Origin of the sequence: Marinifilum fragile (genome assembly GCF_963677365.1) — a bacterium.
In the GTDB taxonomy this organism is placed as follows: domain Bacteria; phylum Bacteroidota; class Bacteroidia; order Bacteroidales; family Marinifilaceae; genus Marinifilum; species Marinifilum fragile.
On record NZ_OY781962.1, the window covers coordinates 49,518 to 75,672 of the forward strand.

At 36.3% G+C, this 26,155-nt stretch carries 23 protein-coding genes; 14 read left to right on the plus strand and 9 right to left on the minus strand.

Annotated elements, in window-relative coordinates; all coding sequences use genetic code 11:
• The first annotated feature begins 8 nt into the window (after positions 1-8).
• The gene (locus tag ACKPCA_RS00220; RefSeq protein ID WP_321280638.1) at positions 9-2,138 is read left to right on the plus strand and encodes a Tex family protein; all 2,130 of its coding nucleotides are present in this window, start codon (positions 9-11) and stop codon (positions 2,136-2,138) included.
• Between the two features lie 343 nt (positions 2,139-2,481).
• The gene (locus tag ACKPCA_RS00225) at positions 2,482-2,715 is read left to right on the plus strand and encodes a hypothetical protein (protein WP_054714858.1); all 234 of its coding nucleotides are present in this window, start codon (positions 2,482-2,484) and stop codon (positions 2,713-2,715) included.
• Between the two features lie 41 nt (positions 2,716-2,756).
• Here the strand turns inward: ACKPCA_RS00225 and ACKPCA_RS00230 are convergent, their stop codons facing one another.
• From ACKPCA_RS00230 to ACKPCA_RS00255, 6 genes are all read right to left on the minus strand, one after another.
• The gene (locus ACKPCA_RS00230; protein WP_321280642.1) at positions 2,757-3,482 is read right to left on the minus strand and encodes a head GIN domain-containing protein; all 726 of its coding nucleotides are present in this window, start codon (positions 3,480-3,482) and stop codon (positions 2,757-2,759) included.
• A 179-nt stretch (positions 3,483-3,661) separates the two neighbouring features.
• Complete coding sequence (gene cobA / locus ACKPCA_RS00235) at positions 3,662-4,480, minus strand: uroporphyrinogen-III C-methyltransferase (protein WP_321280643.1); 819 nt, start codon at positions 4,478-4,480, stop codon at positions 3,662-3,664.
• A gap of 10 nt (positions 4,481-4,490) precedes the next feature.
• Complete coding sequence (locus tag ACKPCA_RS00240; RefSeq protein ID WP_321280645.1) at positions 4,491-6,197, minus strand: NADPH-dependent assimilatory sulfite reductase hemoprotein subunit; 1,707 nt, start codon at positions 6,195-6,197, stop codon at positions 4,491-4,493.
• 16 nt (positions 6,198-6,213) lie between these two features.
• Positions 6,214-7,989, minus strand: coding sequence for an assimilatory sulfite reductase (NADPH) flavoprotein subunit (locus tag ACKPCA_RS00245; protein ID WP_321280646.1), 1,776 nt, complete (start codon positions 7,987-7,989; stop codon positions 6,214-6,216).
• Between the two features lie 3 nt (positions 7,990-7,992).
• Positions 7,993-8,469, minus strand: coding sequence for a precorrin-2 dehydrogenase/sirohydrochlorin ferrochelatase family protein (locus ACKPCA_RS00250; protein WP_321280647.1), 477 nt, complete (start codon positions 8,467-8,469; stop codon positions 7,993-7,995).
• 12 nt (positions 8,470-8,481) lie between these two features.
• Positions 8,482-8,712, minus strand: a complete 231-nt coding sequence (locus ACKPCA_RS00255) for a DUF2061 domain-containing protein (RefSeq protein WP_054714950.1) — start codon at positions 8,710-8,712, stop codon at positions 8,482-8,484.
• A gap of 730 nt (positions 8,713-9,442) precedes the next feature.
• Between ACKPCA_RS00255 and ACKPCA_RS00260 the strand changes: the two genes are divergently transcribed.
• The 7 genes from ACKPCA_RS00260 to ACKPCA_RS00290 all read left to right on the plus strand — a co-directional run bounded on the left by ACKPCA_RS00260 (position 9,443) and on the right by ACKPCA_RS00290 (position 13,081).
• The gene (locus ACKPCA_RS00260) at positions 9,443-9,688 is read left to right on the plus strand and encodes a hypothetical protein (RefSeq protein WP_321280650.1); all 246 of its coding nucleotides are present in this window, start codon (positions 9,443-9,445) and stop codon (positions 9,686-9,688) included.
• A gap of 105 nt (positions 9,689-9,793) precedes the next feature.
• Positions 9,794-10,048 (plus strand): hypothetical protein, encoded by a 255-nt coding sequence (locus tag ACKPCA_RS00265; RefSeq protein ID WP_054714877.1) that lies wholly within the window; start codon positions 9,794-9,796, stop codon positions 10,046-10,048.
• Positions 10,049-10,059: 11 nt separating this feature from the next.
• Positions 10,060-10,257 (plus strand): PspC domain-containing protein, encoded by a 198-nt coding sequence (locus ACKPCA_RS00270; RefSeq protein ID WP_054714879.1) that lies wholly within the window; start codon positions 10,060-10,062, stop codon positions 10,255-10,257.
• 273 nt (positions 10,258-10,530) lie between these two features.
• Positions 10,531-11,247, plus strand: coding sequence for a hypothetical protein (locus ACKPCA_RS00275; RefSeq protein ID WP_321280653.1), 717 nt, complete (start codon positions 10,531-10,533; stop codon positions 11,245-11,247).
• 96 nt (positions 11,248-11,343) lie between these two features.
• Complete coding sequence (locus tag ACKPCA_RS00280; protein WP_321280654.1) at positions 11,344-11,724, plus strand: nucleoside triphosphate pyrophosphohydrolase family protein; 381 nt, start codon at positions 11,344-11,346, stop codon at positions 11,722-11,724.
• Entirely contained in the window at positions 11,721-12,515 is a 795-nt protein-coding gene (locus tag ACKPCA_RS00285; RefSeq protein WP_321280656.1) for a PhzF family phenazine biosynthesis protein, read from the plus strand. Before ACKPCA_RS00280 ends, ACKPCA_RS00285 begins: the two co-directional genes overlap by 4 nt.
• Complete coding sequence (locus tag ACKPCA_RS00290) at positions 12,515-13,081, plus strand: pentapeptide repeat-containing protein (protein WP_321280658.1); 567 nt, start codon at positions 12,515-12,517, stop codon at positions 13,079-13,081. Before ACKPCA_RS00285 ends, ACKPCA_RS00290 begins: the two co-directional genes overlap by 1 nt.
• A 123-nt stretch (positions 13,082-13,204) precedes the next feature.
• Here ACKPCA_RS00290 and ACKPCA_RS00295 read toward each other — a convergent pair whose 3' ends face one another.
• Positions 13,205-14,875 (minus strand): alanine/glycine:cation symporter family protein, encoded by a 1,671-nt coding sequence (locus ACKPCA_RS00295; RefSeq protein ID WP_321280659.1) that lies wholly within the window; start codon positions 14,873-14,875, stop codon positions 13,205-13,207.
• 256 nt (positions 14,876-15,131) lie between these two features.
• On the opposite strand from ACKPCA_RS00295, the gene ACKPCA_RS00300 reads away from it, so the two are divergent.
• The 5 genes from ACKPCA_RS00300 to ACKPCA_RS00320 all read left to right on the plus strand — a co-directional run bounded on the left by ACKPCA_RS00300 (position 15,132) and on the right by ACKPCA_RS00320 (position 23,366).
• Positions 15,132-17,564, plus strand: coding sequence for an alpha/beta hydrolase family protein (locus ACKPCA_RS00300; RefSeq protein WP_321280660.1), 2,433 nt, complete (start codon positions 15,132-15,134; stop codon positions 17,562-17,564).
• A 191-nt stretch (positions 17,565-17,755) separates the two neighbouring features.
• Positions 17,756-18,349, plus strand: coding sequence for a hypothetical protein (locus ACKPCA_RS00305; protein WP_321280662.1), 594 nt, complete (start codon positions 17,756-17,758; stop codon positions 18,347-18,349).
• Between the two features lie 211 nt (positions 18,350-18,560).
• On the plus strand, positions 18,561-19,229 hold the full coding sequence (locus ACKPCA_RS00310; protein ID WP_321280663.1) for a hypothetical protein: 669 nt from the start codon (positions 18,561-18,563) through the stop codon (positions 19,227-19,229).
• Between the two features lie 78 nt (positions 19,230-19,307).
• Positions 19,308-20,741 carry a hypothetical protein gene (locus ACKPCA_RS00315; protein ID WP_321280664.1) on the plus strand — a complete coding sequence of 478 codons (1,434 nt, stop codon included), beginning with the start codon at positions 19,308-19,310 and terminating at the stop codon, positions 20,739-20,741.
• 117 nt (positions 20,742-20,858) lie between these two features.
• Positions 20,859-23,366: an endonuclease MutS2 gene (locus ACKPCA_RS00320; protein ID WP_321280665.1), complete on the plus strand. Its 2,508-nt coding sequence runs from the start codon at positions 20,859-20,861 to the stop codon at positions 23,364-23,366.
• A 507-nt stretch (positions 23,367-23,873) separates the two neighbouring features.
• Here ACKPCA_RS00320 and ACKPCA_RS00325 read toward each other — a convergent pair.
• Both ACKPCA_RS00325 and ACKPCA_RS00330 read right to left on the minus strand, forming a co-directional pair.
• A complete protein-coding gene (locus ACKPCA_RS00325; protein ID WP_321280666.1) occupies positions 23,874-24,815 on the minus strand; it encodes a hypothetical protein in 942 nt (313 codons plus the stop codon).
• Between the two features lie 151 nt (positions 24,816-24,966).
• Positions 24,967-26,148: a CD0519/CD1768 family membrane protein gene (locus ACKPCA_RS00330; RefSeq protein ID WP_054714904.1), complete on the minus strand. Its 1,182-nt coding sequence runs from the start codon at positions 26,146-26,148 to the stop codon at positions 24,967-24,969.
• Positions 26,149-26,155: the final 7 nt, after the last annotated feature.

The following is a 26,155-nucleotide window of genomic DNA, read 5'->3' on the forward strand; positions in this document are numbered from 1 at the left end:
ACAAAAGAATGAAAAAATACATAGATCAAATATCGAAAAGCTTGCAATTGCAGGCTTTTCAGGTTGAAAATACCATGCAATTGCTTGGCGAGGGAGCCACATTGCCATTTATTGCTCGTTATCGTAAAGAGATGACAGGCAGCTTGGACGAAGTTCAGATTGCCAATGTAAAGGAGGAATTGGCTCGATTAACAGAGCTTGACAAGAGACGGGAAAGCATTATAGAGGCCATTGATAAACAAGAAAAGCTGACTGACGAACTTCGTGCCAGAATTGAAGCTTGCACGGAACTGAATCAATTGGAAGACTTGTATTTGCCGTACAAACAAAAGCGCAAAACAAGAGCAGTAAAGGCTAGAGAAAAAGGATTGGAACCTCTGGCTAAGATCCTGATGAAGCAGCTTGAACGCGATGTGGAATCCAGAGCAAGTCAGTTTGTAAACGATGAGGTTGCCAATGAGGAGGAAGCATTGCAAGGAGCACGTGATATTATTGCAGAGTGGGTAAACGAGAATGAAATTTCACGTAACTCGGTTCGTAGCATTTTCCAACGTCAGGCCGTAATTCGCTCAAAGGTAATTAAAGGAAAAGAGGAAGAAGGAGAAAAGTTCAAAGATTATTTCCAATCGGAAGAGCCATTGAAAAGATGTGCGTCGCATCGAATGTTGGCATTGAGAAGGGGAGAAGCTGAAGGAATTTTACGATTGGAAATTGCGCCCAACGAAGAAGAGGTATTGGAAAGGTTGAATCGAATCTTTGTAAAAGGAAATACCGAAGCTTCCAATCATGTTGAGGTGGCAGTCAAGGATGCTTACAAAAGATTACTAGGCTCTTCGATTGAAACGGAGTTTGCCAAATCATCGAAAGAGGAAGCGGACAAAGAGGCCATTCGTGTGTTCTCCGAAAACTTGCGCCAATTGTTGTTGGCATCACCACTGGGACAGAAGCGTGTTTTGGCTATTGATCCGGGATACAGAACAGGTTGTAAGGTGGTTTGCCTGGATGCACAGGGAAACCTAATGCACAACGAAACCATTTACCCGCATGCACCCCAAAATCAGGGAAAAATGGCAGCTAAAAAGCTGACCAATATGGTGGAAACTTACAATATACAAGCCATTGCCATTGGGAATGGAACCGCAAGTCGAGAAACAGAGAGATTTGTGACCAATTTGCATTACGACAGAAAAGTACAAGTTTTTGTGGTGAGCGAAGCAGGAGCATCAATCTACTCTGCGTCGAAAGTGGCTCGTGAGGAATTCCCTCAGTATGATGTTACGGTTCGTGGAGCAGTATCCATTGGTAGACGCTTGATGGATCCTTTGGCAGAACTGGTAAAGATCGATGCAAAATCGATTGGGGTAGGCCAATACCAGCACGATGTGGATCAAAATTTATTAAAACAGAGTTTGGATCAGGTAGTGGAATCATGTGTGAATAAAGTAGGCGTGAATTTGAACACAGCCAGTAAGCACTTGTTGACCTATGTATCGGGTTTGGGACCACAATTGGCTCAAAATATTGTAGATTATCGTGCCGAGAATGGAGCATTTTCATCCCGTAAGGAGATCACGAAAGTGAAACGAATGGGTGCGAAGGCATTCGAACAATGTGCGGGTTTCCTACGAATTCCAAATTCCGAAAACCCATTGGACAATTCGGCGGTTCACCCCGAATCGTATGGCATTGTAAAACAAATGGCAAAGGATGCCAATTGTACCGTTGCCGATTTGATTGCCGATAAAAATCTGCGCAAGCAAATCGATTTGAACAAATATGTGACCAATGAAGTAGGTTTGCCAACATTGAAGGACATTATGGAAGAGCTTGAAAAGCCGGGACGTGATCCGCGAACTGCCATTAAAGTTTTCCAGTTTAAAGAGGGAATCTACAAAATAGAACAGCTTGAAGTTGGAATGGAAATGCCAGGTATTGTTACCAATATCACCAACTTTGGTGCCTTTGTTGATGTGGGTGTGAAGCAGGACGGTTTGGTACACATCTCCCAATTGGCCAATCGATTCGTATCCGATCCGGCTGATGTGGTTCAGCTTCATCAGCATGTAAATGTAAAGGTAATTGAGGTTGATATGGCCAGAAAACGCATCCAACTATCGATGAAAGATTGTGAGCAGTAGATAAGGAAGGCTTGTAAAGGTGTATTTTTACTCCTGCAATCTGTAGCGACATTTACAAGACCCTTGTAAGGCTTCCTGCAATCTGCAGCATCAATTCCAAGCCTCTTGTAAACCTTCCTGCAACCTGCAGCATCGATTGCAAGCCTCTTGTAAAGCTTCCTGCAACTTGCAGCACCGATTAAAATACCCTTGTAAAGCTTCCTGCAATCTGCAGCAACATTTACAAGCTTGTTCATAAGCATGCTGTAGTTTAAAGTGATTATCTAAATTTTATGAGTTGGGAAAAATTGCTTTTAGGAAGTTTTCGCTATTTTTGAAACTCGATAATAAAACGTACAAGAATATGGATTTTAACGATCAGGATGTAATTATAGAGTGTCCGAAATGCAAAAAGGAAATGATTGTAAAGATTTTAGAGATCACCAATCATCATACGGTAAGTTGTCCGGAGTGTGGAGCTAAGGTTGATTTATCGGCAAACGATCCATCGGCAAAATTGGGTATTCCTAAAAACTATAAGCCTTTTGAGGGATTGGATGAATACCTGAAAGAAGTAGAAGCGAAAAGAAAAAAATAGGCATATAAAAAAGAGCAGCATTTTTGCTGCTCTTTCTTGTATTATCTTCTGTTAACATCTCCACCACTGGAGCTGCTCACATTTACTTTTGTTGGTTCACCATAGTAATCTACATCACCGCCAGAACTTGCTGATGCTTCGATAGATTCAATTGCATAAACTGAAACATCACCACCACTTGAGGCTTTTGCCTTACAAATTTTAGCTTTTAAATCAGCTGCTCTTAAATCACTACCGCTACTTGCTTTTCCATAGAAAGAATTCGCTGTGCCCGAAAGATTAGCATCTGCACCAGAACTTACTGAACAGGTAAGATCTTCTGCCTGAAGTTCAAGTTTTGCATCAGCGCCAGAGCTAACCGAAATATCGAGATCTTCGAATTTAAGCAAGTGGCTCGATTCAAGATCGGAACCGCTCGAAACGCTAATTTCATTTACCTTCACAAAGGTCACATAAACGTTCAACTTCTTGGCTCTGCGAATAGGATCTTCAGTTTTTATAATCAGCTCATCACCTTTAATACGGGTAACAATCAAATCAAGAAGATTTTCATCTGCTTCAACAGTTACCGATTCTTTATCACCTTGTCTTAGGTAAACATCAATGCCACTGCTAGACGAAATTGCAGAAAAAGAACCAATTTCTCTATCCTGTTTTTTTACATTTCCATTGCCTTTTTCTCCCCAGAATTGTGCGTTTACGGTCGACGAAAATACCATAGTTAACGCAATTAGTGTAAGGGACATTTTTTTCAATAATTTTTTCATGCGTATAAGATTTTAATGAAATAGTTTATTCCAGGTTTCTCATATTATATGACGCCGAGTGTTGGCTTCAAGTTACAGGTGAATTGAATAAAATGGTTTGTTTATGAAGCTTCGGCCTATAAATGATCTGATGTAAAGACGATAAGCTCATTCTTACAGTTGCATGAAAATTTTATTAATTAAAATAAATTCAGGAATGGCTGTGCTAATAATTTTCTCACACGGCTTTTTAGTGATTTCTTGTCTATCCTTTGGGAGGTTCTTTTTCCTGGCACTTTTGTGTGATTTCCCAGTATGATAACAGCTGGTGAAGCAGGTAGATCTGATTGATCAATCTTGCTAAAAAACTTGGTGTTACCACTTAAAATATCACTATCGGCATAACTTACCTTGGACACCACATTGATGTTGGTTTCTTTCGAAAGTCTTTGGTTGAGCTCATAGGCCATCTCGCTTAAGCGTTCCAATCCCATGTAAATAACAACCGTATCGTTATTTTCTATTTCCTTGATTATACCATCTAAATCGCTTTTTTCTCCTCCAACTTTAATAGCCGAATGAAAGTGAATGCCTGATGATTTTCCTCTTTCGGTAAGTGGAACCCAAAATTCATTTGCGGCAGCCATTCCTGCACTAATTCCAGGTATCAATTCGAACTCTAAATCCGATTCCAATAAAAACCTGATTTCTTCCACGCCTCGGCCATAAACCATCGGGTCGCCTGACTTTAGTCTTACAACTTGATAACCCAAGCTGTAATATAGGATCATTTGATTGTGGATGTTTTGTTGTCTTTCCATTGGATTTATCCCATCACCCGAACGTTTCCCAACCTCTATAACAATTGATTTTTCAGGAAACAGACTGCGAACATCATCCGTTATTAGGGCATCGGTAAGGATTACATCTGCCGATTCCAATACTCTTAAAGCTCGTATGGTAAGAAGATCGGAGGCACCGGGTCCGGCACCTACAATCCATATTTTTCCTTGACTCATTGCACAAAGTTTAGTGTTTAAAATCTTTAGGATTTACGATTTCCTTTACGTATTGCTTTCGGATCACAAAATCCCCAAAAGGTTCTCCTTCAGTTCTATTTTGCGAATAATCTTCCAGTATTGGGCGAAGTTCTTGAAGAATTTCCTCTTCGTTTACATTTTCTCGATACAGATTATTTAGTCTTGTTCCGTTAAAGTTTCCTCCCAGGTAGAGATTATACCTGCCCGGACCTTTTCCTATAAATCCTATTTCTGCTACATAGGGTCTTCCACAACCATTGGCACAGCCAGTCATTCGAATCACAATTTCATCTTTGAATAAACCAAAATCGCTTAAACTGCTTTCAATTTTATCGATTAAAGCCGGCAAATACCTTTCTGCCTCGGCAAAAGCTAAACTACAGGTGTTCAAAGCCACACAGGCAATTGAATTCGATCTTGTTCCCGATATTGTACTGGGAAGTGAATCGTACTTTTTCAAGATTTCATTGATCTTGTTTTTGTCTTCGCCCTTAATTTTTCCAAGAATCAGGTTCTGATTCCCAGAAAGACGAAAATCTGAAATATTCAAGTCAGCGATTTCCCGCAAAGCAGTCTTGGTCTTCACACTCTCAACATCTTTCACTCTACCACCTTCAATAAATAATCCAAGGTACCAGTCGCCATTCACGCTTTGATGCCATCCAAACTTATCACCATTTCTGATTAAGGCATATTCTCGTGCAGCTTCCAGTTCATAAGCTAACTTTTCGTGCAGCAGTTCCTTAAATTTATCTATGCCCAATCGGTCGATGGTATATTTTAAACGTGCATTTTTTCGGATCTTTCGGTTCCCCTGTTCTTTTTGAACCAGTACAATTTTTTCGGCTATATCTACCGTATTTTCCGCTTTTACAAAGCCCAATACAGTTCCCAGTCGGGGATAGGTTTCAGCATCGCCAAAAGTGGTTCCCAATCCACCACCTGCAACAACATTAAAACCTTCAAGCACACCATTGTTTTCTATGGCTATAAAGCCGATATCCTGGGTAAATACATCGGTATCGTTAAAAGGAGGAATGGTAAAACCAATCTTGAATTTGCGAGGCAAATAAACCGGACCATATAAAGGTTCAACTTCTCCCTGCGATCCTTCGGCTACCTTTTTCTGATCCAACCAAATTTCGTAATAGGCAGGCGTACGCGGTGTAAGATGATCGCTTACTTTGTTGGCATAATCCTGAACCTGATCGAACACATTGGAACTATACGGATGAGGACTGGCCATTACATTTCGGTTTACATCACCACAGGCTGCAATGGTATCCAATAGTGCCTTGTTTATGGATTGAATACTTGGTTTCAGATTTCCCTTTAAAACACCATGAAACTGAAAGGCTTGTCGGGTAGTGAGCTTTAGCGTACCATTGGCGTATACATCTGCAATTTGATCCATTTGCAACCACTGATCGGCATTCACCAATCCACCTGGCACCCTTACTCGGATAAGGAAAGAGTAGTCAGGTTCCAGTTTGGTCTTTTTTCTTTCCCTTTCGGTATCTCTGTCGAATTGCTGGTAAATGCCATGAAACTTTGATACCTGTCGATCGTCTACTGCAATTGCTCCTGTAATGGGATCGGCAATACTTTCAGCCAATGTTCCTCGCAAATAATTGCTATCGACTTTAATTTTTTCAACTTCGGACAAGTCTGCCCAATTTATATTTTGATCTGACATGATTTTGCTTTTTTTTCTAGTAAACATCAAGAAGTAAACGTCTCTCTTTCTTTAATTTTTTCAGATATTCATCTGCTTTTTCTGCTGTTATTCCACCTTCGCTGGTAATGATTTCCTTTAAGGTTTCCTGCACATCTTTTGCCATGTAATTCTTATCACCACAGATGTAAAAGTGAGCACCGTTTTCTAACCATTGAAACACCTCAGATGCTTTTTGTTTGAGTTTATGCTGTACATACTCTTTCTCGTTCTGATCTCTTGAAAAAGCAACATCCAATTTGTTTAGAACTCCCTTTTGCAAATATTTTTGCCATTCTACCTGGTACAGAAAATCTTCTTTGAAACGCTGGTTCCCGAAAAATAGCCAACTGTTGGTTTGCTTGTTGTTTTGCTCAATCTCCTGCAGGAAACTTCGGTATGGGGATACTCCTGTACCTGCTCCAACCATAATCAAAGGCTTATCTGTTTCTTTTGGCAATCGGAAAGATTCATTCTTCTCAATAAAAATTGGTATGTGATCGCCTACATTTATTTGATCTGAAATGTAAGTGGAACATGCACCATTTCGTTCTCTTTTCTTGTGCTTGTACCTAAGCGAAGCAACTGTGATATGAACCTCTTCGGGATTTTGAGTCGGACCAGAAGAAATAGAGTAGAGGCGAGCATAAAGCAACCTTAAAATTCCGAGGAATTCATCAGTCTGAATTTCTCCAGGGAAGTCTTCCAATAAGTCGATCGCATCCGCTCCATAAAGATATTGATCCTGAGCCTCTTCATTTTCCAACAAAGTAGCGAGCTCTTTGTTTTTTACGATTTCGTTGTACTTCTCAAGAACCTCACGATTTAAAACCGTTATTTCAAGCTTGTGTTGCAATGCTCTAAACAAACTTACATCCTTACCTCCAACTTGAACCATTCGTTCAGGATCATCGGCAAAATGATTGATGATCAAATCAACCAAATCAATAGGGTTGCTAGGCAGAACCCCAATACTGTCACCAGCTTGATATTCTATTTCTGAATCTTCCAGCGATATTTCAACATGGTAAATTTCTTTCTCCGATTGTTTTGTTGTAATTCGAACCTTATCAAGAACTTCGGCATAGAACGGATTGGTTCGATTGAATTTCTTCTTTTTCGCAGGAGAATTTTCAACAGAAACAGTTGGATTTGTTGCCGGCTGAATTTTTTGAAGTTCATTTGCTACAGAATCAATCCAATTGTTGGCTATTTCTTCATATGCAACATCTGCTTTCTGAATAGGAACGATTTCTTCTGCTCCTAACTTTTTGAATGCTTCGTCGAAATCAACACCAGTTTGGCAAAATTTCTTGTATGATTTATCACCTAAAGCCAGCACCGAGTATTTTGTTCCTTCCAACTTTGGAGCTTTGTTGCCTAACACATACTCATGAAATTCTTCTGCCTGAATAGGAGGTTCACCTTCACCGTGGGTACTTACAATCAGAAAGAGGTATTGTTCTTTCTTCAAATCATTTTTCTTGTATTCATCTAAAGCTTTAAGCGAAGGTGAAAAGCCTAAGGAACTAACTCTATCGTATAAGTCCAGAGCAATTTCTTTGCTGTGTCCGGTGTGTGTACCATACAGAATTGTAATCTTTTCTGATGATTTTGAGGGTGCCGTTGCCAGTGTGTTTGTACTGCTGGTGTCACCGTTAATCAGTCCAGAGATGTAACCGTTCAACCAAACCAACTGTTCTTGGTTTAGTTCTTTTACCAGCTCATTAATTTTGGTAAGCTGTTCGTTATTTATTTGATATTGATTTGTCATGATTTAGTTTGCAATTAAGAGTTTTTGAAGTCTGTAGTTTTCGAAATAATCCTTTAGTTGATTTCTAATTTTGATGGATTTAAATACATCTTCGCCATTGGAACTTACAGCAATGCTGATATTATCTTGTTTATAGATTGCCGGAGAAACAAATTCACAAAAATCAGGTTGGTCGTGGACATTCAGTAGCACATTAGCTTCTCTACAATCGCGAATGAGCTGTCGCACAAAGGCAGGATCCTCAACACAACTATAAATCAAATAGTAATCTTTCAGAACATCTTTATTGTACTGTTGTTCATGATATTTAATCCCTGTATTCTTAATCCAGCTAATGATATTTGGAGCCAAAACTTCTACCAAATCGGTACTTCGCTGTAAAATCTTTAATTTTTTATAGGCGTCTTCGCCACCACCAATTATTAGTATTTTCTTGTTGGTAATATCTATTGCTATGGGTAAAAATTGTTTCTTCGACATGATACTTTGCTTTTAAATGTGGTAATCGACAGGGTGTTTATCTTCCTTTCCAAACTTTATTTTGTTCCAGGTTCTTTCGTGTAAAAAATAGAGTCCCATTTTCGTGAATAATTCAACGCCACCAATCGACATGGCCCAAGTGATGTCTCCAATCACGAACCATGAAATCAGCACCGTGTCAATTGTTCCAATGGTTCTCCACGAAATGGTTTTTGCAATACTTCTGTAAGTTTTTTCTTTCATTTTTTTTAGCTTACTCATAAAAAAAAGAGCCTTCCTGGTTCGCAGAAAGGCTCGGTATGCTAGTTCACTTATATGCACAACGAAATCTGCTAAGGTGGATACCATAACATACACATACAACAACACATCATTTGATATGAGGAATGAATGAGATATGATTTTTCGTTTTGCATTTGTGTTACAATTGATGAATAAATTTTTTGTTTCGATTATAGGTAAATTCATAAAAAAAGCCTTTCTGCTGTTGCAAAAAGGCTAGTGTTGTTATTTCTGTCCTACTATAAATTTAAACAACTCCTTCTTGCAGTTTAATACAATCCATACACATACAACAACAAGTTGTACTTGCAAAAGAAGAAGTGATTGTATTTCCAAGAATGTTATTCATTGTTTTGTTTAAATAGGATAAAATGATCTTTATTTCGGGTACAATTTTAGGAATTCATTTTGAATATTACAAACCGTTGATGTAAAAATATTTCCAAAATTGAATGTATACATTGCTGTGAAAACGTTTTCGTTTACTTAGACTGAAACCAAAAATAAATAAGCACTTGCCCTAAAAATACTAGCCTTACAGAGAGTCAATCGAGGGTGAAAAGATGTAATATTACGAATAGATGATTTTTTATTGGAAAAAAATAAAGGATTTAATAAAGAAGACTTTGCAATTAATTTTCATCCTCAAAGTTGAATTAAACTAAAATTGACAGAGTATAATTTTCATATAATGACAAAGAAAAATAGAATTGTAAGTTTTAAGAAACTGGATTCTGAACTAAAGAATTTGGTTCAGAATTTTTATCCCTATGGATTTGAAGATGATATAAAATCTTATCAATTGGGTCCAGGTAAGAGCTTTTACGCTTTTCCGATAAGTACCGAAGAGTACAATATCCTCGTAAAAGTGGATGTTGACTATGATTTTGGCTTAGATATGGAGGAAGAAGTAAGTGGTCAAGAGTCTGATTTGTAAGAAGCCATTACAAGAGTTGTAAAAATTATGGGATGTTCACCTCATTTTTGTTGCTTGGAATTCAATCTCTTCCTATATTTACAGCACATTTAATAATTAAATACTATGCTACCAAAGTTTTTATTAGCAGACAATTCGCAGGAGTTACCAGATACTCTATTCATTGTTCATACACGTTCACCTAAGTGTATTATCGAATGTGATGTAGAAGATTTTAATTCAAACCAGACAATTTACTGGATGGATAAAACACCTGAAGATCAGAATTTGATTGAAGATTTGTTGGATGAGGCTGAAACCTTCTACAATGATGAGTTAGAAAACCAAGAGGATCTTTACGACGAAGAGTTCGACGATTAATTAAGGATATAATGAGTAAAAAACTACAGCGATCATCTAATAAAATGATTGCAGGTGTTTGTGCGGGTATTGCTGAATACCTGGGCTTAGACGTAACGCTTGTAAGAATTCTGTATGTGCTAATTTCTATTTTTAGCGCAGGATTTCCGGGACTACTGATCTATGTTATTTTATGGTTTGTAATGCCGGATTATTACGAAGTGTTATAAAGATTTTTTACTAGAAGATATAAAAAGGAAAGCATTAGCTTTCCTTTTTTTGTACCCCAACTTTTCGGCATTTTATGTTTTGTGTTAAAGAACAGCGAAAAATTCTGTAAAAAGACCACATTTGTCATGATTTCAAATATTCTAATCTTCTATTTTTGCTGCGATTTTTAGAGATGGATAAATCATGTACCTAATCGCAGTGATAAATAGCTGGTTAAGTCTGAAATATCCTTTCTTTTTAAAACAAACACAAACACTTAAAGATTCTAACAGATGAACCTAAAAAAACTGATCCCTTTAATTGGGTTGGTATGCATTTGTTTGGGAGTTAATGCTGAAAAACTTCCATCAAAAACCAAAGTTAATCGCAGTATTGACTTTGTTAGTAAACACTTATGGAGAGGTAGTAATAGTGGTACAGCACCTACTATTGAACCAACGTTGGAGATTCAAACCGGTCGTTTTACATTTGGTGCATGGGGAGCTTATGCAACTGATGATAGCTATCAGGAGGTTGACTTGTATGTTTCTTATAATACTCCACTTTTCCAATTTAGTGTGTACGATTTTTATTGTCCACGTCCTAATTTCGAAAAATCAAAATTCTTTGATTTCGATAGTGAAAACAGTGTTCATTTGTTCGATGCTACAGCAAAGTATAAGGGGTGTGCAAAGTTTCCTGTTTCTGTAATGGGATCTGTTCTTTTCTACGGAGAGTTTGATAAAGATGAAAATGGAGACCAGAATTACTCTACTTATTTTGAATTGGGATATTCGAACTTAATTGGTGGAAAAAAATTCTCTTATGCACTAGGTTTTTCTCCTTTTAAAGGAATGTATGATGATAAATTTAATGTGGTAAATGTTAATGTTACCATGTATGATGAAATCAAATTAACAGATAAGTTTTCATTGCCTATTCGAGGTGGATTAACCCTGAATCCAGCAACAGAAAAGTTATTTCTTACTTTCGCAGTTACATTGAAATAAGATCAGGTTTGATAATATTTGCAAGGCTTCCTTTTAGGGAAGCCTTTTTTGTTTTAAAAGAATTGGTGATATTTAATCTTTGCAAAAAGAATTTGAATGAAAGCATTAGATAAAGTACATGAATTTCACAATGCCTTTGGGGTAAATGTGGAAGAACAACCTAATATTCCAAGTCTTGAACGCTGTGAGTTAAGACAAAAAATCATCCAGGAGGAAGTTGATGAATTAAAAGCAGCTTGGGAATCGGGTAATATCGTTGAAGTTGCCGATGCTTTAGCAGATATTCATTATGTAGTTATGGGAACGGTTTTAGAATTTGGTCTACAGGATAAATACGCTGAAATTTTTTCAGAAGTTCATCGCAGCAACATGAGCAAATTAGACGAGAATGGAAAACCTTTATACAGAGAAGATGGTAAGGTGATAAAATCAAATTTATACACAAAACCAGATATCAAGAAAATTATAAACAAATGAGACTGAAAAAATATCACATAGATGCTTTTACAGATAAGCTATTCGGAGGGAATCCAGCATGTGTAGTTCCTTTGGAAGAGTGGCTTTCAGATGATTTACTATTGAATATTACCAAAGAGAACAATCTGGCAGAAACTGCTTTTTTCGTTCCTGAAGCCGACCGCTTTCATATTCGTTGGTTTACTCCTGAATTAGAAATGGACTTGTGCGGACATGCAACATTGGCAACGGCTCATGTCATTCGTAAACATTTGAATTACCTTGAGGATAAAATTCGTTTTACATCAGCTAGTGGGGATTTAGAAGTAGCTTTTGAAGGTGATAGATATGTTCTTGATTTTCCATCTAGAATGCCTGTTCCAACCTCTTTGCCATCCATTATTGAAGATAGTTTGAATATTAAACCACTCGAGATATTTCAGGCTAGAGATTACGTATTACTTTATGAAAATGAAGACGATATTGTAGCTTTGAAGCCAGACGAGAATAAGTTAAAAGGCATTGATTTGGGACATGGAGGAATTGTTTGTACGGCACTTGGTCGAGAGGTTGATTTTGTTTCTCGATTTTTTACTCCAGGAGCAAGTATTTTCGAGGATCCAGTTACCGGATCGGCGCATTGTTCACTAATTCCTTTTTGGAGTGAAAAACTTGGAAAGAATGAATTATCGGCCAATCAATTGTCAGATCGAAAAGGAGTGCTGTATTGTACAAATTGTGATGATCGTGTAAAAATAGCTGGATATGCAGTAAGTTATAGCGTTGGAGAAATTTATTTAAAACAAGACTAATGGATTATATTGATGAAGAAGTTTTCGAGAACCAAGATTTTTCGACAGCAGATTTACCAAAGGCTGAATATGACAATTGCCGATTTGTAAACTGCAGGTTTGCCAACTCTGATTTATCGAAAGTTATTTTTTTAGAGTGTGCATTTGATTCCTGTGATTTAAGTAATGCCAATGTGAATCATACTGCATTCAGAGATGTTCAATTTAAATCATGTAAAATGTTGGGCGTTGCATTTCAGGATTGCAAGAAGTTATTACTTTCCTTTGCTTTTTCTAATTGTATGCTAAACCTTAGTTCGTTTTATCAGCTTAAATTAAAGTCTATTCGATTTACGAACTGCCAATTAAATGAAGTTGATTTCACAGAGGCTGATTTGACTCAAGCTGTATTTACGAATTGTGATTTGGCAGGTGCCGTGTTTGAATATACCAATTTGGAGAAAGCAGATTTGAGTTCAGCTAGCAATTATTCCATTCATCCCGAGTCGAATAAAATAAAAAAGGCTAAGTTTTCTAGACAAGATTTGGCTGGTTTGTTACAGCAATATGATATTGTGATAAAATAAATCAGCAATAAATTCATACTCCTTAAATTCCAATAGATTCTTCTCTTGGTATGATGGATGATCAAAAAAAATAAGCTCTTCCATTGGCAGAAGAGCTTATTTACTACAAGCTTATTGTGTTTTTTATACTTCCGAAGGATATTCTTTTTTGAACTTATCCCAATAAGCATTTAATGTTGATTTCATATCCTTATGCAGCATTAATATCCCGATAAGGTTAGGCAGTGCCATTAGAACAATTGTAATACCAGAAATTGTCCAAATAATTGTTGTATCAGCAAAGGATGCAATGAAAAATCCAATACAATAAATGATACGATAGGGAAGTACTCCTTTAACGCCAAATAGATAGGTAACCGATCGTCCGCCATAATATGCCCATGCAATTGCAGTTGAAAAGGCAAATAAGAGCAAGCCAATGGAAACAATCCATTTTCCCCAATCGCCTAATAAGCTTCGGGTAAATGCTTCGGCCGTTAATGGTGCTGAATGCATTAGAGAATTTCCTTGAAAAGTTATTCCATTTTCTGAAGTGTATTTTCCGTTCGTGATTTCAATTTTACCACTGTATAGTTTGTTTTCCGAATCGTAAACTTTAACATTTTCGGCAACCGAGCGTGCATTAATAATGCTTAATTCATTCTTAATTTCTCCATTTTCTACAGTCAAATCACCTGAGAAGACAGGAAGATCACTTTTACCATTCAGGAAATGATATAACTTTTTGCGATCAGTATCATTGGTATCGTTGTATTGATCTGCCATTACCACCATATCGGTTGATTGAAACTGATTAGGCAATTTCTCAGTCCAAACTCCAGAAGAAAGAATTACCAAGCCTGTAAGGGTACAAATTACAATGGTATCGATAAAAGGTTCAAGAATGGCTACCATACCTTCCGAAACAGGTTCTTCGGTTCTTGCAGCAGCATGGGCAATTGGCGCAGACCCTTGACCTGCTTCGTTACTAAACAAACCTCGGTTAACACCTTTGGTTAGTGCGTAAGAAAAACCGGCACCCAAGAAACCGCCAACAGCAGCTGTTCCTGTAAATACATTGGTAAATATTGACACGAAAGAAGGAATAATGTTTTCGTAATTGTAAAAGATTACTGCCAATGCTCCAATAAAATAAATGATGGCCATGGCAGGAACCAGCTTTTCTGTAACCTTGGCAATACGTTTAATTCCACCTAAAATTACAAAAGCAAGCAATACAGAAAGAACTCCTCCAACCAACATCTTATTAAATCCAAATGTTGCAAACATTGAGTTGGAAATGGAGTTAATTTGAGGTAAACTACCTGTACCAAAAGATGAGAAGATGGTCATGGCTGCGAAGAAACCTGCCAGCCATTTCATGTTCAGTTTATTTTTCATGTAGTACATTGGTCCACCAGAAATAAATCCTTTTTCATCGGTTTCGCGATATTTGTGAGAAAGAGTCACCTCTACAAATTTGGTTGTCATTCCTAAAAAGGCGGTTACCAGCATCCAAAATAATGCTGCTGGACCTCCTAAATAAATTGCCAAAGCTACACCCGCAATATTTCCGGTTCCAACGGTTCCCGAAAGCGCTGTGGTTAATGCTTGAAAGTGAGACGCATCACCTTTTTCTCCTGGTTTGTCATACTTTCCGGTAACAACTTTTAAGGCATGTTTAAAAAATCTAAATTGGGGAAACTTTAAATAAATGGTATAAAACAAGCCAGTTCCTATTAATAAAATTGGAAACCATTGGCTTCCTCCTAAAAATCCTTCAATTAAAGTTAGAAAATCATTAAGGTTATGCATAAAGAAAGCTTTATTGGTAATGGGTTAATTGATTATTTTTTGTGAAAGTTATCTAAGATAAGAGTTTATTTTGAATTGCCATATTTATGAAGTTGCAATGAATATATAGTGGATGCCTAAGTTAATCGTCCGTGATCATAATTTTGTCGAAAAGAAATTGAATTCAGCATCTAAATCCATAAATTTAAGTTTTTGATTTTTTCCTTATAGCGAACCAACCGTCCTTGTGGACTTTTAACTATATCAAAGCAACAAAATGAAAAGATTAATTTACGTATTGTTATTTTTTGTAGCGCTTAATGTTAGTGCGCAAAATAATATCGATTTTCAAAAGCCTCCAAAAGAGATTTTGGAATTGGCTGATGTGGAGAGAGCTCCATCGGTAATTTTAGATAACCAAAAAGAGAACATGATTCTATTGTATAGAAGTGCATACAAAACAATAGAGGAATTGTCGCAGGAAGAAATGCGTTTGGGAGGATTACGAATTGATCCTAAAACCAATATAGGCAGTAGAACCAGCTACAGTAATAACATTAAATTAAGAAGGTTAAAGTCTAAATCAGACGAAGCTATACAGGTAAGTGGTTTGCCAAAGAATCCAAGATTAAGCAATTTTATTTTTTCTCCGGATCAATCTAAATTGGCCTTTACAAATACTAGCAGCAAAGGTGTTGCCGTTTGGATTTTAGATGTTGCATCAGCATCGGCCTCGAAAATAACAGAACCAAAAGTTAATGCCAACTTGAAAGATCCAATCAATTGGTTTAAAAGTGGTGAAGCTGTTCTTGTAAAATTTGTTCCAGAAAATAGAAAGGAATTAATTAATACTAAGAGTTCGGTTCCAACAGGTCCTACCATTTCTGAAAATGCTGGTAAAAAAGCTCAAAACAGAACTTATCAGGATTTGTTGAAAAATAAAAATGATGAGAACAATTTTGAGCAATTGGCACTTTCCGAATTGTACAAGGTTAAAATGGATGGAAGTGATGAAAAGTGGTTGCCATCAGCAATGTACAAAAGTGTTAATTTCTCTCCAGATGGAAATTACGTTATGATTTCGGTGGTTGAAAAGCCTTTCTCTTATCTGGTTCCTTATTACAGATTCCCTTCAAAAACCACAGTATATACAAAGGAAGCAAAGAAAGTTGAAGCTGTTTTGACAGTTCCATTGATTGAAGATCTTCCACAAGGATTTATGGCAGTTCGCCAGGGAAGAAGAAATGTGAGCTGGCGTTCAGATATGCCTGCATCTTTAATTTATGTAGAAGCATTAGATGAAGGTGATCCTGCAAATGAAGTGGATTATCGTGATGAAGTTTTTCAGTTAGAAGCTCCATTTAAAGGCAATGGAAAAAGTATTTTGAAAACCATAAATCGTTTTGCAGGAATTGATTGGGGGAATGAGAACATTGCAATAGCACATGATTATTGGTGGAATACCAGAAATACAAAAACTTATACATTCAATCCTTCTAATGCTACTGTAGCTCCAACAAAAATTAGTGATAGAAATTACCAGGATAAATATAGTGATCCAGGAGAATTTGTAACTGCCCGAAACCAATTTGGAAAATATACATTGGCCATGGAAGGGGATAATGTATTCCGTTTGGGTGCTGGGTATTCTAAAGAAGGACAATTCCCATTTTTGGATAAGTTCAACTTAAAGACTCAAAAAACACAAAGATTATATCAGTCGAAATACACTGATAAAGTTGAAGATTTGAGAAACTTTGATGTCAAGAAAAAAGAACTTTTGGTTAGAATCGAATCTAGCTCTGAGTATCCTAATTACTTTTTCAGAAAACTAAAAGGGAAGAAACTAACGCAGCTTACATCATTTGAGAATCCATTTAAGAGCATTGAGGGGGTTTATAAAGAAGTTATCAAATACAAAAGAGAAGATGGAGTTGAGCTTTCTGGTACTTTATATCTGCCAGTAGGATATGATATGGAGAAGAAAGAAAAAGTTCCAATGATTTTATGGGCATATCCAACCGAATACAAGGATAAAGCAAGTGCAGGACAAACCACTGCAAATTCGAATGAATTTACTTACTTGTATTGGGCATCGCCACTTTTCTGGTTGACCAGAGGATATGCTGTTTTGGATGATGCAGCTTTTCCAATTGTAGGCGAAGGAGATGAAGAGCCAAATGATACTTTCCGCACTCAGTTAGTTGCCAATGCAAAAGCTGCTATCGATGCTGTTGATGAAATGGGGTATATCGATAGAAACAGAGTAGCTTGTGGAGGTCATAGTTACGGTGCATTTATGGTTGCTAACTTGCTAACACATTCCGATTTATTTGCAGCAGGTATTGCTCGTAGTGGTGCTTACAACAGAACGCTTACTCCTTTTGGTTTCCAAAGTGAAGAAAGAAACTACTGGGAAGCACCTAATGTATATTATACCATGTCACCTTTTATGCATGCAGAAAAAATGAACAACGCATTGTTGCTGATTCATGGTGAAGCAGATAACAACTCGGGAACTTATCCAATGCAAAGTGAGCGTTATTTTAATGCCTTAAAAGGCTTAGGAGCAACAGTTCGTTTGGTGATGTTACCAAAAGAGAGTCACTCTTATAGATCTAAAGAGAATATCATGCACATGCTTTGGGAGCAAGATCAATGGCTTGAAAAACATGTTAAAAACCGCAAAAAAGAAATTGCTGAAAAGTAATTGATAGAGATATACTCATAAAAGCTCACACAATTTTGTGTGAGCTTTTTTATTGTCTATTAATTAGAATTATAATAAATATGTAATAAAGATTTTAAATATCATAAATAATAAATATATTTATTGCACATAATTCTAAAGGAGAGAAGGCTGAAAATCTTAAGAGTAAGCAAAACTTAAACTTTTAACACATGAAAAAAATATTTTTATTAATGACAATCTTGTCAGTTTCCTTGCTGACTTTTGGACAAGAAAAGGAAAGACTCAAAGAAGTTGGTCTTGTTTTTAGTGATCTTGATGAATTTGGTTTTGTATATAAAATTGGGCATGAAAAATCAATGTGGAGGTTCAATGTTATTTCACTAAACAATTCAAAAGGTGATCTAGAGCGAGAAGGAGAAATGGATGAAGAGTATAAAAATATGGGTTTTAATTTTAGCTTAGGGAAAGAGTATTACAGTCCATTATCTTCTAAATTCCAATTTAAGTATGGTTGGGATGTTTTTTATGGTTTTAGTAAGCATAAGGAAGAAGATGTTGTAAATAACTTATGGGTTAGCGGCAATAAGTTGGAAAATAAAAGTAAAAACTATGGAGTGAATCTTGTTTTAGGAGTAAATTATCCAATTAATGATCATATTGTCTTGGGAGCTGAAGTAACTCCTGCATTCAGTTGGTATAAAAATGAAAGTGAAATAAATGATGAAAAAATTCACGAAACTAAAGGACATAGTTGGGAATTTTCAAATAATCATGCCAGAATATCACTTGCATATAGATTTTAAAAGCCGGTAATATTCATATAGCTATATTAATTGTCTGATCGTTACGATACTTATAAAAGGAATAGTTCTTTTAAGAGCTATTCCTTTCTTACTTATTTATCGATTGTTAAGAATTAAGAAGAATAATTTCGGTTAGGATTGATTTTAACTAACATTGACAAAGAGGAAGCTGAAAATCTTAAGAGTAAGCAAGAATATTTATAATTTTTTCATGAGATTAGTTTTAACAACTATTTGTATTGTATTTATTACAACCGTGACTTTTGCTCAGAAAAGAGATGTTACCGGAGCAGAAAGAAATTTAGCGATTGATATTGGAAATAAAGCCATTGAGAAAATTCAAAATCAGGAGTATAAAGCAGCTTTTCCATTGATAAAACAAACCATCCAATTAGATTCTACGCTTAGAAAGCCGTATTTGTACTTGTATACCATAGCCTCCAAGTGCGAGGAATATAGAGATTCTTCTTTGTGTTTGCTTAACAAAGCCTATTCATTGTTTCAGGAAGATGATGAGATTTGTTATTACATAGGTGAAATTTACCGGATGAAAGGTGAATTGAATAAGGCGTTTTTAGAGTATAGCAAGGCAATCAGCTATAGTAAAAAGAATGGGGAGGAATTGTATTTGGTTCCCCATTACTATTTCAACAGGGCTAGCATTAGTCTCCAGAAAAAAAGACTGTCTTCTGCTGTCATAGATTATTCTTATGCAATAAAATTAAAGCCAGGATATACTGCTGCATATGTAAACAGAGGAATTTGCTGGTTTCAAATGGGTAGAAAAGAAGATGCATGTACTGACTGGAAATCTGGTATGGACTTGGGGTCGGATTATGCCAAAGAGTGTTGGGAAAAAAATTGTGAAGAAAAGAAATAGAATTAATGAAGGTTATTAAATAGGAGGAGTTACTTATAACTGAACATCTTCCTTTTTAATATTATAATAATCACTGTAATGAATCGTATTGTTGTTTTATTGATGCTATTAGCATTTGTGTTTGTGTCCTGCGACGAGGATTCGAATGATGATACCAATGAACTATTAGAAATTGAATTAATAAGTCCTGCAGAAATTCAGGGTGATATCGTATATCTACCCGTGAACACTCCCATTCGTTTTCAGGCAAAATGTAATATTGAAGAAGCTGGAGAAATCTATTGGTATACGGATGATGAAAGGGATTTTCATTCCATGGATCAAACAATTAGCTTTGATAAAAATGGTTTGTATCGCATTTATTTTGATCTTCGCAGCTCAAGATATTCTGCAAAAGAAACATTTATCTGGATTAATGTAATAGGTAAAGTTGTAACTGAAGTTGAAGAGGATGAAGTGGGATGTGCTCTGGTTGAAAGTGGCAACAGCATTTATATCGCTACCAAAAAAAGAAAGTCATTTACAAACGCAGGTGTATTTCTATATAAATATACCAATGGTGAATTGGAGAAGTCTGATTATCTGGAAAATGTAAATCAGATTCTTGAAGCTAAAATGATGGATGATGGTAATATTCTTTTTCTTACTAATGTAGGCTTTGTTCTTGTAAATCCATCAGATAATTCGACAAGAGTAATTGAGGATATGACATATGATAAAGCACATATAGTTAGCTTTGATAGTGAAGAATTATTGATAGTTGGGATTAAAGGGCACAAAGCAATTCTTGAGAGAAGAAAAATATCAGGAGAATTAATTGAAAAGAAAACTATTTATAAGGACGAGGATGAAATTCAGATTAAAGATATTGGCTTTTTAAATGAGAATGATTTTGTAATACTTTGTGAGATTGATGGAGGTTTTAATGAGGCAAGGCACATTGAGCAAAAAAGATTTTCATTGAAAGTTAATGATGATAATGAAACATGGGTTAGTGATTTTGAATATTTTGCAGATTACAACCATTACACTTCTGATGTGAGAATAAATTCAAGAGAAACAGGTGTTATGCTATATGCTTTATATGATGGGGAACTTGTTCAACGAAATTATAATAAGAAGTATCAGATTAATTTAAGACGGAATTTTTCTTTTGACTCGTCTAATGTTTTTTCTAGTGATGATTATTTCTGTGATCTTTATGATGAAGATATTAATTATTGTCATGACAGGAGAATTTGGGGATGGCAGTTTAAGGATTATAATGTCTCCTTGTTTCAAAATCAAAGACTTGTAGATAAAGGTTATGGTAGACTTCATGAAAAAACCAAAATATTCGAAATTGAACATTCGTTTAAAGTAGATTGGGTGTTTGAATCGGATGACTCTTATTTGTTGTTAATCAATACCCAGAAGTATGGAATATATGAATATGACTATAAAGGCAACAGCAAAAGGTATTGTTCCATTTTTAGGATGGATAAAAAAGGGAATTTCATAGATCTTTACTAAGATTCATAAAGGAATGAAATAAAAGGAATAATACAATATTGTATTATTCCTTTCTTTTTGCCTATCCATCACTTTTGTTAATTTTGCAAGGAATAAACTAAGACAGAAAGATAACGCGTGATATATCCGGAAAATTTTGAGATAAAACTAAGGTTCGACAAGGTAAGAGAACTGGTTAAGAAACAATGTTTAAGTTCCTTGGGAAGGGATTTGGTTGACGAGATTAGCTTTTCGAATTCATTTAAGAATGTGAATCGAATGGTGAACGAAACCAACGAATTTAAAACCATTTGTTTAGAGGAGGAGAACTTCCCTTTGGGCTACTTTATTGATGTTCGTGGAAGTTTAGAGAAAGTTAGAATTGATGGAACTTATCTTGAATTGGAAGAACTATACAATTTGAAGCGATCTTTAGAATCCATTTCTTCAATCTTGCGATTTTTTCAAAAAAAGGATGAAGGTGAATATCCATACCTGATGAAATTGACAGGGAACGTGAAAATGTACCCTTACATTTTTAATAGAATTGATGGAATTATCACGAAAAATGGGAGAATAAAAGATAATGCATCTCCTGAATTACAGCATATCAGAAGCTCTTTAATTCAAAAGCAATCTAGCATTTCAAAACGAATGCAGTCTATGCTTCGTGCCGCTCAGAAAGAAGGTTGGGTGGATCAGGATGTAGCACTTTCTGTTCGCGATGGCCGTATTGTAATTCCTATACCTTCGGCCTATAAAAGAAAGATAAAAGGGATTGTTCACGATGAATCGGCAACTGGTAAAACTTCTTATATAGAACCCTCGGAAATTGTTGAAACCAACAATGAAATTAGAGAGTTGGAGTACGCCGAGCGACGCGAAATCATTAAAATATTACAGGAGTTTACAGCCCAACTTCGCCCGTATATCGATGATTTATTTTTGGCCTATGAGTTTATGGCTAAAATCGATTTTATTCGAGCCAAGGCCATGTTTGCCATTCAGGTAAAAGCATTATTGCCTAAAATGGTTAATACACCAACTTTGTTGTGGGAAAAGGCTACACATCCATTGTTGTTCTTAACCTTACAAAACGAAGGGCGAAAAGTTGTTCCTTTGAACCTTCAGATATCTGCCGAACAGAGAATTATTCTGATATCAGGACCAAATGCTGGTGGTAAATCAGTTTGTTTGCAAACCGTTGGATTGTTACAATACATGTTTCAGTGTGGATTTTTGGTGCCGATGGAAGAGGAGTCACAAATTGGTATTTTCGATAAAATTTTCATTGATATAGGTGACGAGCAATCCATAGAGAATGACTTGAGTACCTACAGTTCTCATCTGATGAACATGAAACACTTCCTGCGTCATTCAGATACGGATACTTTGGTGTTGATTGATGAGTTTGGTACGGGAACTGAACCTGCCTTGGGTGGAGCCATTGCTGAATCAATATTAGATAAACTGAACAGGAAAAAAGTTTGTGGGGTAATCACAACTCACTATTCAGGATTGAAACACTTTGCATCGGAAGCAGAAGGAATTGAAAATGGTGCCATGTTGTACGATTCGCACCAAATGCGCCCATTGTTCCAATTGCAGGTGGGAAAGCCAGGATCGTCTTTTGCATTCGAGATTGCAAGAAAAATTGGTTTGCCAGAAGAAATTCTAAAAGCTGCAACCGAGAAAGTTGGTGAAGATCATATCAATTTCGACAAGCACTTGCGTGATATTGTTCGCGACAAGCGTTACTGGGAAAGCAAGCGCGATAAGATCCGTCGCAACGATAAAAAGTTGAACCAACTGGTTGAACAGTACGATAAGGAGCTGAAGGATGCAAGTAAGCTTCGTAAGGAAATTATCGAAAAGGCTCAGCAAGAAGCTAAGGATTTACTGCAAAGCGCGAATAAGACCATTGAAAAGACCATTCGCGAAATTAAAGAAAGTAAGGCCGAAAAGGAAAGAACCAAGAAGGCAAGAAAACAGTTCGAGGAAACTAAGGTACAGCTTACTCAAGCCGAGTTGGAAGAGGAGGAGCGTATCAACCGCAAAATCCAGAAACTGAAAAATCGCGAAAAGCGAAAAGGCCAAACAGGAGAAGTAACTGAATCGACAGATAAAGTTTCAACTTCGAAACCAATTGCCAAAGCTAAAATGCAATTCAATCCTGATGTGATTGAGAAAGGTGATATGGTGAAGTTGGATAATCAGAATACCATTGGCGAAGTAATTGAGATTAATGAGAAAACCGCTGTGGTTGCCTTTGGAAGTATTTTAACTTCGGTAAAGGCCAAACGCTTGTCAAAGGTTTCTAAATCGCAGTTGAAAAAACAGGAGAAAACGTACAATCAAACTTCGGCTTTGGTTCAGGAACGTATCTCGAAAAGAAAATTAAATTTCCGCCAGGATATTGATGTGAGAGGTATGCGTGGCGATGAGGCATTGCAAATTGTAATGGATCATGTAGATGAAGCAATTATGCTGGACGTGAAGGAATTTAGAATTCTTCACGGAACAGGACATGGAATTCTGCGTCAATTGATTCGCGATTACCTGCAAACCGTTGACTTGGTTCGTCATTTTAAAGACGAAAGAATTCAAATGGGTGGATCGGGAATTACGGTGGTTACGATGGAGTAATCACTGTAAAAATTAGTTGACGCAGGAAAAATTGCATGCAAATAGCAGAGTGAAATCAAGCGGAATGATTGCTTCCTTGAAAATGGGAGTGAGAAACTCCGATTTGTTGAATAGTCCTTGTAATTTTCACTCAGAAACCTGGAGAATGAAATTTACAAGTAAAAATGTTCTGAGAAATCCAGAGAAACCAAATTCTTCTCGAAAATGGGAGTAAGAAATTCAGATTTTTAAATTTTCAAGGAAAAATGCTTTGAGAAATCCAGAGAATTCAATTTTACAATGAAATTTGCGTTGAGAAACTCAGATTTTTGAAAAATGCCTTGTAAAAAGTCTCAGAAACTCAGATTTCCAAAAAAACAAGAAAATTTCCTTTCAGAAATTCAGCGAAGTGCTGTTTTCAACAAATGATTCTTTCAGAAACTCAGATTTGTGAAAAAACAAATGATAAAGAATAAATAATGCCATCTCCATGGAGATGGCATTTACTTTTATATAAGTTTTTCGGTACTATTTTAATCCATCATTAATGGCTTTCGCATAGGAGCTTGATTTTCCATAAGCTGCGCATTTTTGAATGTCATCATACAACCAAATAAATCCTCCATCAATATTGGCTTTCTCATTCGTTATTTTCTCTTGAATAGCAGCAGGATTATCTCCATCTTGGCAGTTTTCACCATTTCTGCTCCAAAGTCCATACGATACTTTTAGCTTTCCAAAGTATTGGTTCCATTCTGAAGGTTTATTTCTTGCTCCTCCGGCATAGCATTGAAGATAAACACGGTCGATGGTTCCTGGCTTTTTGGCTTCAACTTGTTCGTAAACCGATTTCCAATATTCAGTTTCGTTGTAAGGACACAAACCAACTTTTAATCCCATATCAGCCAACATTAATGTAAAGTCAACGGTTGAAGCAACATCAAAAGTAACTTCATCATCGTAGTTAATCGCTGTAGCACCAGTTATATCTTGCAACTTTTGTAATGCCTTATATAATTTTGTTTCTGGTCCTGTACCTTCTTTGGCAATTAAGTCTTTAATCACTTGCCACGATTTGGCTCCCCAGGCTCCAATTCCCAATTCAATTCTATCAACCGAAGTTGGAGCTGTTGTCAACTGTTCCAATCTCGATTTCCATTCAGGATCACCAATAAATTCACCTTCCGCATTGATAATTGGGGTATCGTTGTAATTCATACTTCCATCTTCGTGGATATGAATGGTCCATAAAATTACAGTTGAGAAACCTGATGATTTTAAATCATTGATTACTTCCATTCCTCCGGTGTAAAATGGTCCTCCTCCAAAAATTGCTGAATATTTTCCTGCAGGAGCAGTCGGTACTTCCTGTTTTTTCACATCAGTATTGCTATCCGATTTGTCGCAAGAATTACATGAGGCAACACCAATTAAAATTAAAATGTAGAATAACTTTTTTAGAATTGTCATTTGATATGTATTTAATGATTGATGCTCAAAACTACAGTTAAGGAGTTAATGGAAGAGTTAATTCTTGCTTAATCCTTAATAATAGCTATTAATGTATAAAAAAAATGCCATCTCTGTAGAGATGGCATAATCATTTAGGTGTGATAATATTTTAATAAATCACCATACTTACCAGAACATATAGGTAGTGGGCAAATGTACCCGCTAAAATACCTCCTATGGTATGAGAAAGTAAGGCTTTAGAAGTTAGTTCTCGATAATTTAATGTATCCAACATTGCTGTGTGTGTACTTAAATATCCACTCCAGCACATTCCCATTGCGGTAAAAACGGCTACAACATTTCCATCGATAATTCCTTTGGCCAAGAATGCTTTTACTAGTGATAAAGCAGCTCCAACGGCACCTAATGATGTAACTGGAAATGCAATCAATTCAGGAAATTTGAATCCAAACAATCCTTCGAATAACCACCAAACATGTCCAGCTAGTTTAGGTAGCAATGGTACACCTTCGTATGCTAATCCTTGGTATCCCATTGTAGGATCTTTTGGACCAAAAGTTAGCATCATTACCATTGTCGAAATGATAAGAACACCAGGAATAATTGCCAAACCAAGATCAACCCCTGATTTACCACCATCCAAAATTGAATTAAGGAATCTTAAGAAAACACTACCTTCCGATTTAAAGCTGATTTTCTCGGTTGCCCCTTCAAAATCATTATCAGTACGAACAGGAATTTTTCCTTTGATTAATCTTTGCATTAATCTGGTTGATACTACAGCTCCAAACAGAGCTCCAACTAAACCAATTAATGCTGGAATAAACATGCTTTCATCAGTTCCAGGAACTTTAAGGGTAGACATGAAGGTAATCACGATCAAACCCATACCGAAAGCAGTACCAAAGTTGGTTAATGATACCAATTGGTAGTTTTTAAAATACTTACTGAAGTTTTTATCGTTTGCCAAGCTAATGATAGCTGGGTTGTCAGATAGAAATGTTAGAACTCCGGCCAGAGCTCCAACTCCAGGTAAATTGAATAAAGGTTTCATCAATGGAGCAAGTATTTTCTCCAATAATCTTACTACACCAAATTCGATTAATAGTTTTCCCAAAGCGCCTGAAAGTACGGTAATTCCCATAATGTAGAATACAGTATTCATCAGCAAATCCCATGCAGTTTGCATGATGGTATTCAGCATATTGGAAACACCCATTGTATGGCCAATGTATCCAAAAATTCCGAAAAATGTCAGAAGAAACATTACGGCTTCATACCTTCGTTTCTTTAAAAAATCTGTCTCCTTGATAGATTTAATTGCGTTCATAGTTTAG

What these genes read in the sequence shown, in the direction of transcription:
- ACKPCA_RS00225 (WP_054714858.1), top strand. Translation starts at nt 2,482, where the DNA reads ATGGATTTTAACGATCAGGATGTAATTATAGAGTGTCCGAAATGCAAA.
- ACKPCA_RS00270 (WP_054714879.1), top strand. Translation starts at nt 10,060, where the DNA reads ATGAGTAAAAAACTACAGCGATCATCTAATAAAATGATTGCAGGTGTT.
- ACKPCA_RS00290 (WP_321280658.1), top strand. Translation starts at nt 12,515, where the DNA reads ATGGATTATATTGATGAAGAAGTTTTCGAGAACCAAGATTTTTCGACA.
- ACKPCA_RS00240 (WP_321280645.1), bottom strand. Translation starts at nt 6,197, where the DNA reads ATGTCAGATCAAAATATAAATTGGGCAGACTTGTCCGAAGTTGAAAAA.
- ACKPCA_RS00275 (WP_321280653.1), top strand. Translation starts at nt 10,531, where the DNA reads ATGAACCTAAAAAAACTGATCCCTTTAATTGGGTTGGTATGCATTTGT.
- ACKPCA_RS00245 (WP_321280646.1), bottom strand. Translation starts at nt 7,989, where the DNA reads ATGACAAATCAATATCAAATAAATAACGAACAGCTTACCAAAATTAAT.
- ACKPCA_RS00325 (WP_321280666.1), bottom strand. Translation starts at nt 24,815, where the DNA reads ATGACAATTCTAAAAAAGTTATTCTACATTTTAATTTTAATTGGTGTT.
- ACKPCA_RS00255 (WP_054714950.1), bottom strand. Translation starts at nt 8,712, where the DNA reads ATGAAAGAAAAAACTTACAGAAGTATTGCAAAAACCATTTCGTGGAGA.
- ACKPCA_RS00305 (WP_321280662.1), top strand. Translation starts at nt 17,756, where the DNA reads ATGAAAAAAATATTTTTATTAATGACAATCTTGTCAGTTTCCTTGCTG.
- ACKPCA_RS00220 (WP_321280638.1), top strand. Translation starts at nt 9, where the DNA reads ATGAAAAAATACATAGATCAAATATCGAAAAGCTTGCAATTGCAGGCT.
- ACKPCA_RS00230 (WP_321280642.1), bottom strand. Translation starts at nt 3,482, where the DNA reads ATGAAAAAATTATTGAAAAAAATGTCCCTTACACTAATTGCGTTAACT.
- ACKPCA_RS00285 (WP_321280656.1), top strand. Translation starts at nt 11,721, where the DNA reads ATGAGACTGAAAAAATATCACATAGATGCTTTTACAGATAAGCTATTC.
- ACKPCA_RS00300 (WP_321280660.1), top strand. Translation starts at nt 15,132, where the DNA reads ATGAAAAGATTAATTTACGTATTGTTATTTTTTGTAGCGCTTAATGTT.
- ACKPCA_RS00310 (WP_321280663.1), top strand. Translation starts at nt 18,561, where the DNA reads ATGAGATTAGTTTTAACAACTATTTGTATTGTATTTATTACAACCGTG.
- ACKPCA_RS00260 (WP_321280650.1), top strand. Translation starts at nt 9,443, where the DNA reads ATGACAAAGAAAAATAGAATTGTAAGTTTTAAGAAACTGGATTCTGAA.
- ACKPCA_RS00315 (WP_321280664.1), top strand. Translation starts at nt 19,308, where the DNA reads ATGAATCGTATTGTTGTTTTATTGATGCTATTAGCATTTGTGTTTGTG.
- cobA (WP_321280643.1), bottom strand. Translation starts at nt 4,480, where the DNA reads ATGAGTCAAGGAAAAATATGGATTGTAGGTGCCGGACCCGGTGCCTCC.
- ACKPCA_RS00295 (WP_321280659.1), bottom strand. Translation starts at nt 14,875, where the DNA reads ATGCATAACCTTAATGATTTTCTAACTTTAATTGAAGGATTTTTAGGA.
- ACKPCA_RS00250 (WP_321280647.1), bottom strand. Translation starts at nt 8,469, where the DNA reads ATGTCGAAGAAACAATTTTTACCCATAGCAATAGATATTACCAACAAG.
- ACKPCA_RS00330 (WP_054714904.1), bottom strand. Translation starts at nt 26,148, where the DNA reads ATGAACGCAATTAAATCTATCAAGGAGACAGATTTTTTAAAGAAACGA.
- ACKPCA_RS00265 (WP_054714877.1), top strand. Translation starts at nt 9,794, where the DNA reads ATGCTACCAAAGTTTTTATTAGCAGACAATTCGCAGGAGTTACCAGAT.
- ACKPCA_RS00280 (WP_321280654.1), top strand. Translation starts at nt 11,344, where the DNA reads ATGAAAGCATTAGATAAAGTACATGAATTTCACAATGCCTTTGGGGTA.